A 14,305-nucleotide genomic window follows, 5' to 3' on the forward strand; every position below is an offset into this window, starting at 1 on the left:
GGTGGTCTTATTGCCGGCTAACGAGCATCATCACCTGGATGCTTCCACCGAGGGCCGGATTGAGGCCGTGCCCAAAAACTACTTCGACTTGGTCCCCAGCCTGGCTCACCACGTACTCCAGGATTTGGGTTAGCTCGTCCATCTCCAATTCCGGCGTCGTTCCGCTTTGGATGGCCAGCAAAATCCGGTGGGCCGGCAGTGTAGCATCACCAAGCAGGGTGGAACTCTCCCACAGTTGCTGCCCGACTACTGCGGCGCGGTTGTGGCCTCCACCGGTTGCCATGCCGAATTGAAGGGAGGTGGCCCCGGCCAGCAATGCCCAAACGTCCTGATGGTCTACGTTGATATCCCCGGTATCCGCCAGGATGTGGTGCAAGACGGTTAACAGGCCGGATTTCGTGGCCGGTGTCAATGCCTGCACGGCTGGTACGTCGGCACATTCCTGTAGCCAGGACGCGAATAGGGCATCAGCCTGCGCCGGGCCGCTTGCGCTAGAAGAAATGGATGGGGGTTGCATGGGTTCAGGTGCCAATTTTAGACGAAGGTGCATGCCGAAGACGACAGAACATGTCGTTTTCATCCGAGGCAGAAATTTGCTGCCGGGGTTAAGCTAAATGTTCGGGATATCTTCGATTTGCACCGACCGATTCTTTGCCTCTTATTTGACTCGGCAGCTAATTCCCTGGCCCAAATCGAATGACCAACTCACTAGTTTCAGACCAGGAAAGCGAGCTTGCCACTTTGCTGGCTGCTTACCAAGAACAGTTTCCAGATGCAGAGAGCCCCTTATCTTACATGATGGGGTTTGGGCCGGAACAACTGTGCACCATTTTGCGGGAAGCCAACGGGCGGAAAATCGTGTTCAGCTACCCCGGCCTGGACCAAGGGGTACTCGATGGCTGTGCCTATCATTATAAGGAGGCATCGGATGACGTCGAGCGCGGCAATCCCATCACCCTGCAGGAACTGCTCTATGCCCGCGGCCTCCCCGCTGCGGCCAAAACAAAACTGGTGCGGCACCGCGATACCAGCGGCAAAATTGACATTAACGACCTCTACCGCAACCACCGGCCGGCCTTCCTCGACTACCAGCGCCAGCAGGGGAACCGCGTGTTTGACAAATGCGACTTCCTTGTAGCCTGCCTGGGCGAGCCGGGCAGTCAATCCCGTTTCGTGGGGGTGTTTCAGGTTCTGGGCATCGAGCGCGAAACTGAAGAACATTTCTACTACCACCTGGTTGAGGTGCCCGGCTTTGCTGACCTGAAAGAGCGGGTCATCTTCGACTGGGGCCGGGCTGCCATCAGCTGGCACCAGTGGCTGCGGCCGGAAGTGGGCAAGGCGGTACTGGAAATTCAGCCCAAGCCGTTCAGTCAGCCTTTCACCGACTACCTGGATTTCACCCTCTCGTTCGCAGAGCTGACGCAGCTCGTCACCAGCCAGTCGCCCCGTGACGAGTGGTGCCGGATGCTCTCGGCCACCGCCGGGGTGTATTTGATACTGGACCAATCCACCGGGAAGCAATACATTGGCTCCGCCTCCGGCACGGAAGGCATTTGGGGCCGCTGGAAAGACTACGTGGCCACGCAGGGCCACGGGGGCAACGTAGAATTAGTCAAGCTCCTGGCCGCCGACGCGCATCACGGCCGGCATTTTCAATTCACGGTCTTGATGACTCTGCCCAAAACCATGACCCGGCCTGAGGTCATCAAACGCGAATACCTCTTTATGAAAAAACTCGGCTCCCGCGCCAACGGCCTTAGAGCGTGTTTGGGAATTGGGTAGGGCAAAAAGAAACGAGTCAGTAAGTTGCGGCAGAAGTTCCTAGGCTCCGGTTCGCTTTATGGTTGACGGCTATCAACCCCTCACTGACTCGCAGTGGCAAGTTATTGCGCCCTTGCTGCCCCTGCAACGCAAGCGGCGCTTGTGTTTGCGCCAAGTCGTTGACGCCCTGCGCTACGTGTGCCGCACGGGCTGCCAGTGGCGCAGCCTGCCAGCTTGTTTTCCGCCCTGGTCGGCCGTGTACTACTATTTTGCCTGCTGGCAAACTACCGGCCTGCTGCAACGGCTCAACGAGGCCGCCAACCGCGCCGACCGGCGGGCCTGCCACCGGCCGCCTACTCCGTCCCTGGCGCTGGTCGATGCGCAAAGCGTCAAGCTGGCCCCGCGCCTGAACCAGCAGCGGGGCCTCGATGCGCACAAGCGCGTGAACGGGCGCAAACGGCAAGTGCTCTGCGACACGGGCGGGCGCATTTGGCGCGTGCAGGTGCACGCCGCCAACGGCCACGATAGCCGGGCGGCCCGGCCCTTACTACCGGCCCCCACGCAACTGCGCCCCGCCTGGGCCAGCCGGCTCCGCAGGGTGCTGACCGACAGCGCCTACAATGGCCAATTCGCCCAGCACGTGCAGGACCTGGGCTGGCAGCATCACGTGGCCAGTCGGCCGCCCAGTGCCACGCGCGGGTTTGTGCCGGTGGCCCAGCGCTGGGTCGTCGAGCGCACCTTTGCCTGGCTCAATTGCTTTCGCCGACTCACCATGGATTACGAGCGCACAACGGCCAGCCATGCCGCGTGGCTGCTGGTCGCCAACTTGACCATGACCTTACGCCGAGCAACAGCCCACTAGTTCCCAAACACGTTCTTAATCAGAAAGCATCCGAATAATAATATGGCAACCATTACCACGCACGCGGGCCTGACGCTCGACCTGGCGCAAATCAAATGCTTCAAGTTGTCGCCGTTTCTCATGGACGGCAACGACACGCGGCAGCTGCTCGTGGAATATAAGACGCGGCCGGTGTATGTGCTGCAGTGAAAGGTTGAGTACAGTATAGCGTTCAGGGTACTCCCTATTAAGCCTACATCAGCCCCTAGCTTATGAACTTCTACTTCTTATTTTGGTGGGTTACTCAGATTAATGGAACTGCTCCAATTCATCTTTCGGGGTCTATTAAAACGTCATCTAATAGACTTACATAAAATCTATGATGTTAATTGCTCATAATCAAATGGTTGAAACGAATGACATTGAATGTCAGGCGTTTCCTCATATCTGCACGATAAGCTAGGCATTAGCGCAGTTATCATCGTGAATAAGTGGGTAACAGGTTTTATTCTTATTGTTACAGCAAAATTGATAAACTACCCATTTTCTACCCCATGCCGAATAGAGCCGTTGTTTGTATAGGAGTCAATAACGTAGCAAAACTACAACCTCTGTTAGGCGCAGTACAAGGAGCCAATGACTTTGCGGAGTGGGCGCGCTCACAAGGTTGCGATACGGTACTTATTACAGATGAGGGAGGCGTTGAGGTAACGGCCGCTACTATTTTCAACGCTGTGGATAAAATTGTTGAAGCGGCTACCTACCAGCAACTGATAATTTATTTTTCGGGACATGGTATTCGTCTCAATCCACGCGACGAATTCTGGCTGCTCTCTAAAGCTGCTACAAATGGGTCAGCTGCCATTAACCTTTCGGAGTCTATTGACTTGGCTCGGGGTTGTGGTATTCCACATGTAGTTTTTATCTCCGATGCTTGCCGGACACCTGCTGAACGTGATGAATTAACGGGCATTAAAGGGAGTGCCATTTTTCCTAGCAACCCTGGTTATACTGGAGATGGGGATAATGCCACTATAGATTCGTTTTTCGCCACAGCACCCGGCAAGGCAGCGTGGGAAGTTCGTGACGAGGCCGAACAGAACCGATACCAAGGAGTATTTACTGATTGCCTAATAAAGGCCATCAAATCCCTTGAGCCGTGGTGGTATGACAAGACTGGCGAGGGGGAAACACAACTTCAAGTAATTACTTCGAGAAAGCTTAAAATTTATTTAGAGTCGACCGTACCAAGCTTAGCAGCGAAAGCTGATATTAAGGCAAACCAGAAGCCCATTGTGCGTGTAGAAAGTGATTTACCAATGTACTTCGTAGATGGTACCACGTTACTAGCGCCACTTGTTAACAAAGCCAAATCGCCGAGCGGTAGTCAGGTGAAAATGTTGGGTGCATTTAAATCTTATAATGCCTATAAGAATGAGAATGTCCAGTTTTCACTGCAAACTTCGGACTGGACTAGTTATAAAGTAGCCAGGAAGCAAGCCTTTCATCTGGATTTAGATAAAAAGCTGCAAAATAACGGGTTGCCTAGTGTGAGTGCTATAATTTCTATGCAGGAGGGACGCGAAGGCAATGGTCAATTGTTTGGCCTGCACAACACGTTAAGCACTTCACTTGCACGAGTAGCAAGGACTATCCCCAAAGAAAGTCCAGTTTATAACCAAGAACTGAACGAAGTCTTTGAGGCCACACGCGTGGCTTATGAAGAAACGAAGAAGAACAAAAGCTTAGCAGATAAAAATGCAGAAAGGAAGCGGCTACGACAAGAAAGGGGAGAGATAAAGTTGCTGCTGGATGGGCAAGCTGAAGTACTTAGCTATGGCTTTAAAACGGGCTTTGTAATTCAAGGTGTCTCAATCATCGGGGAGCTGCAGTCACCGAATTGGCTTGCTTCCAGAAGGGATTCAAAGGGGCGTAACAACTCAGCTTGGGAATTATTGCCAAATAGCTACACTGGGGTTATAGATGAACAAACACCAACTTCATTACTACTAACTTTTCGTGGTGGGAACAGTACCGTATTACCCGTCTGGCCTGGTATGATAGGCATTGTAGTTGTGGAAGACGAACGGGTAGTTAGTGTGAACTACATTCCGTCACGGCAGAATTGGCGATACCAAGGCTATGCAAGCCATGCCGTTCAATTAGAAAGGCACAAGGCTGCTATTGCAGTAGCGAGTCGGTATGGAGAATTTTTCCCCAATCGCAATGAAGCAGAGAAGATGGCTAGGGAATTGCGGCTCATGAAGCTTTTTGACCCTACTCTAGGCCTGTACGCTGCTTATGCTTATGCCCAGGCTGGCAATTACAAACAGGTGCGTGATGTTTTATCTTACATGCAACAGTCCGACTTGCCTGTACCATTCGACGTGCTAATGCTGGCACGGCGCCACCGGATACCAGACGGAGTGTTTGTGAATGGTTTAGAGCGTTACGCGCCATTTGCTCCACTTCTGAGCCAAGGTTGGGCTTTATTGCAGCCTGGCAATCCGTTGCATAAACCCTATCATGAACAGTTGCGACATCACGTGATTCCCGCTTTATGGACTACCTACGCACCGTCAGGCCGTGACTTGCTCTTTACCCTCACTCACAACCCTAGTTTTTTCAACCTCATTCACCAGTCCCCAAAACAATGAAACTAGTTCTCATTCATGGCCGTGCACAAGAAGGTAAAAATCCTGAACTGCTTCGCAAAGAGTGGGTCGATGCCTTGCATTACGGTTGTGCCCGTGCCGACGTACAGCTTCCGCCCAAAACAACAATCGAGTTCCCATACTATGGAGACTTGCTGGCAGACCTAGTGAAGCAAGTAGAAGCTCCGCTTAGTCGAGATGTAACCGCTAAAGGGGACTTAGGTGAAGGGGATGAGTCCTCCTTACGCGGAGAAATTTTGACTGAAATTGCCCAAAATGCTGGTGTAACGGCGAAGGATGTACAGTTAGAATTAGGTGGTGCTGCAATTGCCCGAGGACCTGGTGAATGGGAATGGGTACAGGCCATGGCTCGGGCTCTTGATAAGGTGCCTGGCCTCAACGGGCGCTTCATTGACCTCTTCACGCGTGATGCCTTTGTGTACCTGAGTTATTCAAACGTTCGCAAACAGATTAACGACTTCGTAGCAGCTGCCATAGGGCAGGAGCCTTGCGTAGTACTAGGGCACTCATTGGGCTCCGCTGTCGCCTACAACGTGCTTAGTGCACCTTGGCCAGCTCAACCAGCTTTCCCCCAGCTTATTACGGTAGGTTCTCCACTTGGCTTGAGGGCATTTAAAGCAAGGCTTAAAAAACCGCTGGCCTCACCACCGTGTGTAAGGAATTGGTTTAACGCCTACGATGACCGCGACATTGTTGCTTTAAACCCACTTGATAAGACCAACTTTGGCATAACCCCTGCCGTTGATAACTACAACAAAGTAATAAACTTCACAGACAATCGTCATGGCATCGCAGGGTACCTAGCTGACCCAGAAGTGGCCCGCAAAATTTGTCAATTTCTATAATAACACATTTGGTGAAAGCTTGAGTATTCGAGTATTGGTGTAGCGTCACAAGCAACGTTTGACAGTAGGATTGCCCTGCTGTGGAACGTAGTGAGACGGTCTAGAAACGACGGACAGAAGAGGGGCATATGCGAAGGACGTACGTTAGCCAAGCTTGAAACCAGTCATCCCATAGCCTGCTACAAAGTTGAGCCACCCCGTGCTCGGCTACCACTTGCCCAACCCCGTCGAAACTAACCTGCAAACCACGTCCCCGTGGTGTCTGGTTTACTGGACCACATCGGTTTGTTGGGTTGAGGGAAATAAGGCTCTTTGAGCAGACTCTATTTCGCACTATAATCGGCTATCCGGGCCTCGTAGTGGTCCAGCGCCGCCCGGCACTGTTCAGCGGACGCATCCGGCCTGTTCTGCGCGTCGCGCAACTCTGACCTGAGAATGCCTCGGTAGAGCTGAGCAAACACTGTCTTATAAAGCGGCTGCTGCATGCCAACCAAGTACTGCGTCAGCGCCTTCGCAACCGCGTCAGCTCGGGCATACCCATAATAATGGCCAGCCGGCACCCACAGGTCCCGGTACTGCTCCATTGCCTGGGCCAGCTCGGGGACGTTCAGCACCTGAGCCGCTGCTAACAGCCACTCGTTGATAGTGCGCTGCCGCTCGGGGTCTGTCACTTCTTGCGCCAGCTGGTGCTCCAGTTGCCAGCGCAGGTATTCGGTGTCGAATACCGGTGGTGGCAAGTATTTTACATCGCCAATACCCAAAGAATACGGCGACCACTCTCCGCTCATTCGCCCGCGGTCCCGGCGCGGTTCTTCCGGAGGCCGGTCGGTGGCGGCCGCAAAATGGGCCAGCGCCTGCTCGGGCCGGCCCAGACGAAAATGAGCCCAAGCCGCATAATAGCCATAGCGGGCACGCCGGCTTAATGCCTGGTCTATCGCCTGGCTACGGAGCGAACCGGGATTGTCTGTTCTCTTTGAACGGGTGGCACGGGGACGGAGCGCCTCCAGCAGCCACTCACAATCCGTTAGCAGGGCCGCGAAGTCCGGCGTCGCTTGCGCCTGCTGACAGGCCACGCGAAGCTCCCGGTAAGGTGCGTGGCCGGGCCGCAAAGCCACAGTGGCTTCGGCATCGGCCAGCGCCCGGACCGGTGCGTCATGCTTCAGGAAATAGTGGGCCCGTTCGCTCAGGTACTTCGCCGAAGTGGGCTCCCGGAGGCCCGTCAACTCGAAAAGAGCCAACGCATCGTTCCAGCGCTGTACCGGGGAGGGCTGCCGCTTATCAGGGTACTTGATAACGTACTCAACCCTGGCCTCACGCCAGTCGCCCTCCAACCCTCGCCAGCTACTGGTGCGGAAGTCTTGCAGCGCCCCGCGAAAGTCGTGCCGCAGGAAACGAGTGACGGCCCGCAGTTCCGCGGCATGGTAATATGTTTGGTGCAGCAACGCCGCGTCCAGGTCCGCCAGTGCCTCGTCGAGCCGGTCGTGCAGTAGGTGAAATCTTCCCCGGCGCACCCGATACCAATCGTTTGTGGGGTTCAGGGCAAGGGCCTGGTCGTATGCGGCCAGCCGCCGGGCCTGTCCTTCGGGCGAGGCATCGTAGTCATCGGGGGAAACGTAGGCGGACGGGGTTTCCAATGCTTCGGCGAAGCGATACCAGGCGTCGGCTCGGGTAGGGTCGAGCGCCAGGGAGGCGGCCAGGTCGCGCCGGGAGTCGCCGTCGCCGTCGTTGAGGAGGGCGCCCACTCCCCGCCAGTAGAGTTCCTCGGCCGTCGTAGCCGGGCATTTGGCTGCCCGCGAAAAGGCCGCCAGGCCAATGTGCCCATCCGAATTACGCACCCCCTTCCGGCCCAGCAGTTGGCCGTAACGGGCCCACAGCTCCGGGGAGTCCGTGACCAGCTTAACGGCCTGCTCGTAGCAAGCCCCCGCCGCGCCCCAATCCGCGGCTTGCTCGTGCTGAAGGGCGTTTACATACAGGGTTTGAACGGGTTCAGGGAAGCTGGGCATAAAAAACAGAAAGCGAAGAATAAAAACACGCGGGGACGTACCGATAAAGCATAAGGGCACAACCACAACCGGAGCCTGTTCGCTGGGCAGGCAGCCATCAGTTCAAAACCGAAGGCCCGGACATCTTAATCATCGGTGCCCATACCCTCGCCGTGGTCCATTACTTCCATGCGCTGGCCCGGTGTGTCCGTGCTGGCGGTGCAGCAACGGCCCCCAGGGGGATACGCGCGGATGAGCACGCCGCGGGCGCGGTTGGTGAGCAGCAGATCAAATGCGGATGATTAAGATAGTTTAGCTCATCGAAATAAATTTACCCACGAAGTCGACCACAAACGGGTGAACCCGTGCTGCGTCCAGGTTGATACGATTCCTACTTATTGGATGCTCCTTCTTGCTTTTACAATCGGTTCTAATGATGTTTGCTCGCCTTGACCAGAACACTTGGCAGTCCGGGTCAAGATAAAAACTCCTACCCGCGCCCGGACCTTTATAATATCTAAACGCGATTGGGGTTATTTTGCAAAACAAGGCCTGCATCCCAGGTACTGCGGTGCCTTCAACGAACATAACCAATGGTCACTGTTTACATCCGCTACGTTCTGGACCCCGCCAAATTGATGGATTTTGAGCAGTACGGTCGCCTGTGGATTCCGCTGGTTGAGCAATTTGGAGGCCAGCACCACGGATACTTTCTGCCTGGCGAAGGCGCGAACAACGTAGCGCTCGCGCTCTTTACCTTTAGCAGCTTGGCCGCGTACGAGCAGTACCGCCAGCAAGCGGCACTTGACCCGGCCTGTCAGGCGGCCGCCCAGTTTGCCGAAGAAACGGGTTGCATTCTCAGCTACGAGCGTAGCTTTTTTCGCCCGGTGTTTGCTTGAGCGGACTCCGCAAGCGCTGACCAAGGAGGATGCCGCAGGGGCAACGAAGTGAAGCTTAAGGCACCGGCACGTGCTGCCGTTGCCAGTTGGAATACCCTTCCCGCTCGGCGTGGGTAGGCGTGCTGGGGTGTCGGTCCAGCCGCACGACAAAGTAGGTGTCGGAGCAACTCACGCTGACGTAGGCGTACTGGTGGTCGTGTTGGATTTCTTTGTGGCCTTTTTTGGAATCGTCGAACATCTGCCAAATGGCATGGGCGAGCTGCACTGGCTGGTTGCGGTAACGCATCAGGTCGGAGAAGTAGCCGCACAGCTCGGCGTGGGGTTGCCGGAGGTCGTGAAACAACGCGCCGTTGGCGGTGACCAGGCGTTGGTTGTGAAGCACGGTGCCGGGCAGCAGCAGCGAGTCGTACTGCACGGGCTGGTAACTTTGCGGCAGCGGTTGGCGGAGCAAGCGGCGACGGCTGAGCTCCCGGACATAGGCGTAGTTGAGGGCTCGCAGTTCCACCAAGGGATTAAACGCGGCTGTTTTCGGCGGCGGAGGGGGGGCAGGGGGACGCGAGGCGTCGAAGCGGCTGCGGCGCATGCGCGGATGCGAACGCTTGTCCGGCGGCGGTATTTCTTGGGCTGAGGCGGCTGACCAACTGCCAGCTATCAGCGAGAGCAGAATAAACTTGACGCAAGAGTAGCGGAACATTGTGAGGGGGCGGGAATAGAGGTTGTCGTAACAGATCGTGCTTGACGGCGCTGTCAAAAGCAGGGGGCGTCCGCGAGCAGGTGCCAAGCGTTCAGCTGGTGGGTGAGGCTCACGCGGGAAGAAGTGACGCGCGGGCCGTGGGTCATCAGCGCCGAGAGGTTGGTACCCAGGGACGGGCTGGCGTAGCACTGGCCGGACCGGGTGAAGTACAAGAAGAGCCGGCCCACTTCCGCGGAGCAACGCAGGTAGTTAAGCAGCTCCAACGTGGGCAGCACGAAGCCGGTGGTCGTCGGGCCAGGGCCGGGCTCCTCCAGCACCAGGATCCAGAAGTCGGTCATGGCCACTTGCTCGGCGCCGTCGAAGGACCAGCATCCCACGTGGGAGACTTCGGGGCGCAGGTGGTCCGGCACCGCCGCTTCGGTGAGGAGCTTCGCGGCGGGACGAATGCGAAGGTCAATCGGGCGACGAGACTTGATACCGGACAGGCCGCTAAGCGGCAGTTGCAGCCTTAGGTGGTAAGCGTCTGGATTGGGCCACGCCCATTGACGCAGGAACCAAGCTTCGCCAAAATGAGCGACAACTTGTTTCCGAACCCACTGCAGGGGCGTATTTTCGGATGGGGCCATGGATGGGAGCAGAAATAAGGAAGGCAGGAATGACCACACGGCCGTCTGCTCAACGGCCTAGTAGCCTAAAGCCGGCCGGAACAGGTTGGTCGTAGACGTAAACTTGAACGAGGGCCGCGTAGGGGAACCCCCAACGACGACCAACCGGCGAGATGTTGCACCGGACGGTGAGCGCACCAGGCCGCAGGGATTCCACCGCCGCATACAAGGCCTCGGGGGTCGGCAAATGGGACTCATGCCGGACAAAAACGGTGACCAGCAGCGGGGCAAGGGGCCGCTGTTGCAGGCGGCAAACCTGTACCCGCGTGACGGGCCACAGGGCGGCCAGCAGCCGTGACAAGTCGCCCACAAACTGGCGGAGGGAACCGAACCCGATGAAGTAAGGCACATACTGGCCCATGAATAGCGGAGTTAGAGGAGCGGCTCTGCGGAAGAAATTAGTTGTTGGAAAAACGCCAATAGGCGATGTGCAAGCCGAAGCCCCGGTGCGTGCACTCGTCTGAATCCGGGTCGCGGTACCAGGAGAACACGTGGAACGTCGTGGGGAAGTCCAAAAACTCAAACTGGGCCCTTATCATGCCGGCCAAGATGTATGGAGGAGGGACCTGGTCGGTGGCATCGAAATAGAATACCACCTCCAACGGCCCTGTCGACCCAAGTCGGCGCTTTTCCCTTATCGCGCGGAGCTTGAACACCCGTCGGCAGTCTTGCTTGAATTGGCGCAACAACTCCCACATGCGTCCCACGATGACCTCGTTGTCTTCCAGGCTAGCAGCAATGTCTTCATAACTAACAAAGGCATCGTGGTCCATCTTTTTTAGGTTAAGCGTGCGCCCTATCCACCCGGTCGCAGCCAAAGCCCACGGGTGATGATGTGCTCTTGTCAAGGAGGTAAAAACGTACTCGGCTGTCAGAAAATTGGATTACCCATCTTTTACTTGGTAGTGACGGGAGCGATTCCAACAAATAAAAACGCTGCCTTTCGATGCTTCACGGTGCAGCGAGCTGGTGCCAATTGTTCAGGTACGAGTCCATTTTTAAGTCCCGGTTTTCGTCGGTGTCGAGCAGGGAAGGGTTTTTAAGCACCGCCAGCCGGTTGGCCGTTGACAATGGCTGGGCGGCGAAACAGAAACCGGATTTGGACCGCAGCAAACTGAATTTTTCGGGGTCGTGCGCCCGGCTCAGCAATTCTTTCAGCTTCCGAGTGGGCAGAATCAAGTAATGAGATGCTTCGTCCTTCAGCTCAAGCATTAGGATCCAAAAATCGGTTGCTGCCGGGTTAACCCAGGCCTCAATGCGCCAGTAGGCGTAGTATGCCAGGTAATCGCGAATTTCCGCATCGGGCCGCGTAAACCGTTGGATGTAATCAGCGCCGGGCGCAATGCAGACGCTTAGCGGCCGCTGGCCCGGCAGCGTCAATTGCAGGGGGTAGTAAAACGGGTAGCCGCCCGGATACCGCAACTCAATGGTCGAGTAATCCTCTCCGAATTCCCCGTTGTCCCCGCTCTGGTAGAGGCGCGTCGTCCGGTCGCGCCGGGGCTCGTCCGAATCGATTAACGGCGCGACACGGGCGCCGGGAAGGTGGGCGCGCACTTGGCGGGCAACGAATTCGTAGGGGGTGGCCATCGCGTGGTAAGCGGGTAAGTGAAAGACAACAGTCAGCGGCGAACTGGAGCTACTTCAGCCAGTCGAAGATGGCCCGGATGATGTCGTAGATGTAGCAGAGAAACAGAAACACGCCGAGCAGCAGCAGATAGGACAGCGGCTTGTGGTGGCGGAAGGCGTCGCGAAAAAGGATGGCCGTGAGCAGGAGGCTGCCGAAGATGCGTGACATGGGTTTGACGTTAAAGGGCGGGATGAGCGGATGGCGGGGAGTGAAGGAGCGTCCCGAGGGCGCTCATTCCTCATTGCTTCGGATGCTGGCGTTAATTGCCCAACTCATGGGGCGCCACCGGCATCGCGTATTGCGTAGCTTCGGCGGCATCGTTGCCGGCCTTTAGCCACTTGGTCTTCTGGATGGAATACCCCTCGCCTTAGGGAACGAAGGTGCCTGACGTGCCGGCGGGACTCATTTTTTGGCAGTTGTGGCCGGAAGGTGAAAAAGTTGAGCAACCGTTTTTATCTGGGGGTTTGCGAGCAGAAAAGCACCCCCAATTGATGCGGCGAAGGCTAACACCAACACGAGGCAGGCGAGCTTGACCAGGAAGCGGAGCAGGACCAGCATAATTGCACGTAATCCGTTGAAAATAAGAATAAGGCAAAAAAGGCTTTCTGCGGAGTCCTTCGTTTATAAAGACGAGTTTGCGCGCTATCAAATTGCCTGATTAACTGGTTAATGGGTCACCAAGCATCGGCCGCAGAATGAGTGCGGGCGTGGCATCTGGCAACGAATCAGCCACGTTAGGCCGCTTGCACTCAGGCGGCTGCTTTGCTGGGGAACGTGTTGCTTCCGCGCTGGCTGTTGCGCGAAGTGGAAAGTATTTCCAACTGGACCTGCTCAGCAAGCAGGCGGATTTCGGCCGCTACTTGGTCCACTAAATCGACGGGAAGGGCGCCGGGCTTGCAGAAGCCCTGGTAAATCTCACGTTGCCCGGCAAAGTAGCGGGCGTTGGGGGCTTGCAACGGAGGCCCCCCCGTTTGGCTAATCCGTGCGGTCAGTGCCCGCAGGCCCGGAAGTTTGTCCACGTTGGCGCGCAAGGTGTCGGTAAAGGGCACCACATGGTCGAGCGAGACGTGGGTGAAGAGCTTTTGGGCCAAGGTGGCGGAGCTGGCCGAGCTTTTGGCGTACGCCGTGGTCAGCGTGGCGGGGGATAGCTGAAAAGGCTCGAATTCGGTGACCGCGTCGGCGGCGTGCACGCGCTGCATGAGTTGGCCGGCCACCAGTTGCCCTCCGGGGTTCACGCAGTGCGCATGGACGTGTGCCCCGGCAGGAACGGGCACGACTTGCAACCGCACGACGGCGCTGAAGGGAACCGCTCGAACCGTGGGGTTGGGACCTAAAGGCAATTCCGTTATGTAGAAGCGCACGCGTTCGGTCGCCGCCTGGATGGTTTCTTGCACGGCTTGCCGGATGAGTGGGGGCGCGCCAACGTACCGAAAAAAGGTGGCCGGGTAACGCAGGCACACCGGAGCATGCTCCGGCTGCTGGCGAAACAGGTTGGCGTAATAGCGTTCCTGGGACTCCAGCCGGCCGACAAACTGACGCCGCATGTATTCCCGTTCGATGTAAACGGGCTGCGTCAGCACCATCGGTTCGGAAGAGCAGGAATGCTCCGTAGCGGCAGCCCGGGGCCGTTTTGTGGGACCAAGGGCAGCAGGTGGGGCGGCGCGTTGCGCGGGCACGTCCCCCACGATGGTGAGGGGAAGGGGCTGGATCCGGTAAAACTGCCGCAGCGAGCAAGCTTGGTCCCCGTTTATGCGGTGCATGGGGGAATGGGCTTGGACCCCGGTCAGGAACTCTTGCAAGGTGCTCGAAACGGCGTACTGCTCACCAGGTACCAACCGAAGCGCGGTTTTGACGCTGCCGGCATAGGCCCGAGCCGAGACCGGCCGGAGACCGCGCACCGCAATCAGGTGCTGTTGAAAATCGTGCAAAAGGTCGGTCAGGGGGCGCTGCATGGGTGAAAAAAGAAAACTGAGCGTTCGGATTATCAGATGTTGGCACAGCCGGACCCGTTGCCAGTCCGCAAGTGCTTGGCTCGGGTTAGTGCCCATGCTTCGGCCTGTTTCAATTGGCCGAGCGTGTCGCGCTACGTTTCGTTATAGCGAGCAGTGTGAGAGATACCTGTGTTGGCGAGGGCCAAATCGTGATGCTGTACTGGTTCGACGGAGAGGCGCAGCCAATGGGTAGCGCTTGTCCGGCCTGGAACCCCTAAATCAGTTCCTGCGCAAGGGCTTCAAGGTTATTCGCCTTTTCGTTCGAAGTAAATGGCTTAGCTACCGCAATCCACAACCAGCGGTAATTAGCCAGGGTACTCATCAA

Annotated in this window: 14 protein-coding genes; 6 read left to right on the forward strand and 8 right to left on the reverse strand. The window is 56.7% G+C overall.

Annotated elements, in window-relative coordinates:
* Positions 1-7: 7 nt before the first annotated feature.
* Positions 8-517, reverse strand: a complete 510-nt coding sequence (locus ABD819_RS07215; protein ID WP_345122546.1) for a hypothetical protein — start codon at positions 515-517, stop codon at positions 8-10.
* A 314-nt stretch (positions 518-831) separates the two neighbouring features.
* Here ABD819_RS07215 and ABD819_RS07220 point away from each other — a divergent pair, with 314 nt between their 5' ends.
* From ABD819_RS07220 to ABD819_RS07240, 5 genes are all read left to right on the forward strand, one after another.
* Entirely contained in the window at positions 832-1,782 is a 951-nt protein-coding gene (locus tag ABD819_RS07220; RefSeq protein ID WP_345122548.1) for a GIY-YIG nuclease family protein, read from the forward strand.
* Positions 1,783-1,840: 58 nt separating this feature from the next.
* A complete protein-coding gene (locus tag ABD819_RS07225; protein WP_345122550.1) occupies positions 1,841-2,623 on the forward strand; it encodes an IS5 family transposase in 783 nt (260 codons plus the stop codon).
* A 42-nt stretch (positions 2,624-2,665) separates the two neighbouring features.
* Positions 2,666-2,812, forward strand: coding sequence for a hypothetical protein (locus ABD819_RS07230; RefSeq protein ID WP_345122552.1), 147 nt, complete (start codon positions 2,666-2,668; stop codon positions 2,810-2,812).
* A gap of 344 nt (positions 2,813-3,156) precedes the next feature.
* Positions 3,157-5,259: a caspase family protein gene (locus ABD819_RS07235; RefSeq protein ID WP_345122554.1), complete on the forward strand. Its 2,103-nt coding sequence runs from the start codon at positions 3,157-3,159 to the stop codon at positions 5,257-5,259.
* Positions 5,256-6,122 (forward strand): lipase family protein, encoded by an 867-nt coding sequence (locus tag ABD819_RS07240; RefSeq protein WP_345122556.1) that lies wholly within the window; start codon positions 5,256-5,258, stop codon positions 6,120-6,122. Before ABD819_RS07235 ends, ABD819_RS07240 begins: the two co-directional genes overlap by 4 nt.
* 323 nt (positions 6,123-6,445) lie before the next feature.
* Here the strand turns inward: ABD819_RS07240 and ABD819_RS07245 are convergent, their stop codons facing one another.
* Positions 6,446-8,185, reverse strand: coding sequence for a tetratricopeptide repeat protein (locus ABD819_RS07245; RefSeq protein WP_345122558.1), 1,740 nt, complete (start codon positions 8,183-8,185; stop codon positions 6,446-6,448).
* 512 nt (positions 8,186-8,697) lie between these two features.
* Between ABD819_RS07245 and ABD819_RS07250 the strand changes: the two genes are divergently transcribed.
* Positions 8,698-9,003 carry an NIPSNAP family protein gene (locus tag ABD819_RS07250; protein ID WP_345122560.1) on the forward strand — a complete coding sequence of 102 codons (306 nt, stop codon included), beginning with the start codon at positions 8,698-8,700 and terminating at the stop codon, positions 9,001-9,003.
* A gap of 55 nt (positions 9,004-9,058) precedes the next feature.
* Here ABD819_RS07250 and ABD819_RS07255 read toward each other — a convergent pair whose 3' ends face one another.
* The 6 genes from ABD819_RS07255 to ABD819_RS07280 all read right to left on the reverse strand — a co-directional run bounded on the left by ABD819_RS07255 (position 9,059) and on the right by ABD819_RS07280 (position 13,941).
* Positions 9,059-9,511 (reverse strand): hypothetical protein, encoded by a 453-nt coding sequence (locus ABD819_RS07255; protein ID WP_345122562.1) that lies wholly within the window; start codon positions 9,509-9,511, stop codon positions 9,059-9,061.
* A gap of 239 nt (positions 9,512-9,750) precedes the next feature.
* A complete protein-coding gene (locus tag ABD819_RS07260; protein WP_345122564.1) occupies positions 9,751-10,074 on the reverse strand; it encodes a hypothetical protein in 324 nt (107 codons plus the stop codon).
* A 686-nt stretch (positions 10,075-10,760) separates the two neighbouring features.
* Entirely contained in the window at positions 10,761-11,135 is a 375-nt protein-coding gene (locus ABD819_RS07265) for a hypothetical protein (RefSeq protein WP_345122566.1), read from the reverse strand.
* Positions 11,136-11,313: 178 nt separating this feature from the next.
* Positions 11,314-11,949, reverse strand: coding sequence for a hypothetical protein (locus ABD819_RS07270; protein WP_345122568.1), 636 nt, complete (start codon positions 11,947-11,949; stop codon positions 11,314-11,316).
* Between the two features lie 49 nt (positions 11,950-11,998).
* Positions 11,999-12,157, reverse strand: a complete 159-nt coding sequence (locus ABD819_RS07275; protein ID WP_345122570.1) for a hypothetical protein — start codon at positions 12,155-12,157, stop codon at positions 11,999-12,001.
* A gap of 581 nt (positions 12,158-12,738) precedes the next feature.
* Positions 12,739-13,941 (reverse strand): hypothetical protein, encoded by a 1,203-nt coding sequence (locus ABD819_RS07280; RefSeq protein WP_345122572.1) that lies wholly within the window; start codon positions 13,939-13,941, stop codon positions 12,739-12,741.
* Positions 13,942-14,305 lie beyond the last annotated feature (364 nt).

It is taken from the genome of Hymenobacter antarcticus (assembly GCF_039539545.1).
In the GTDB taxonomy this organism is placed as follows: Bacteria; Bacteroidota; Bacteroidia; order Cytophagales; family Hymenobacteraceae; genus Hymenobacter; species Hymenobacter antarcticus.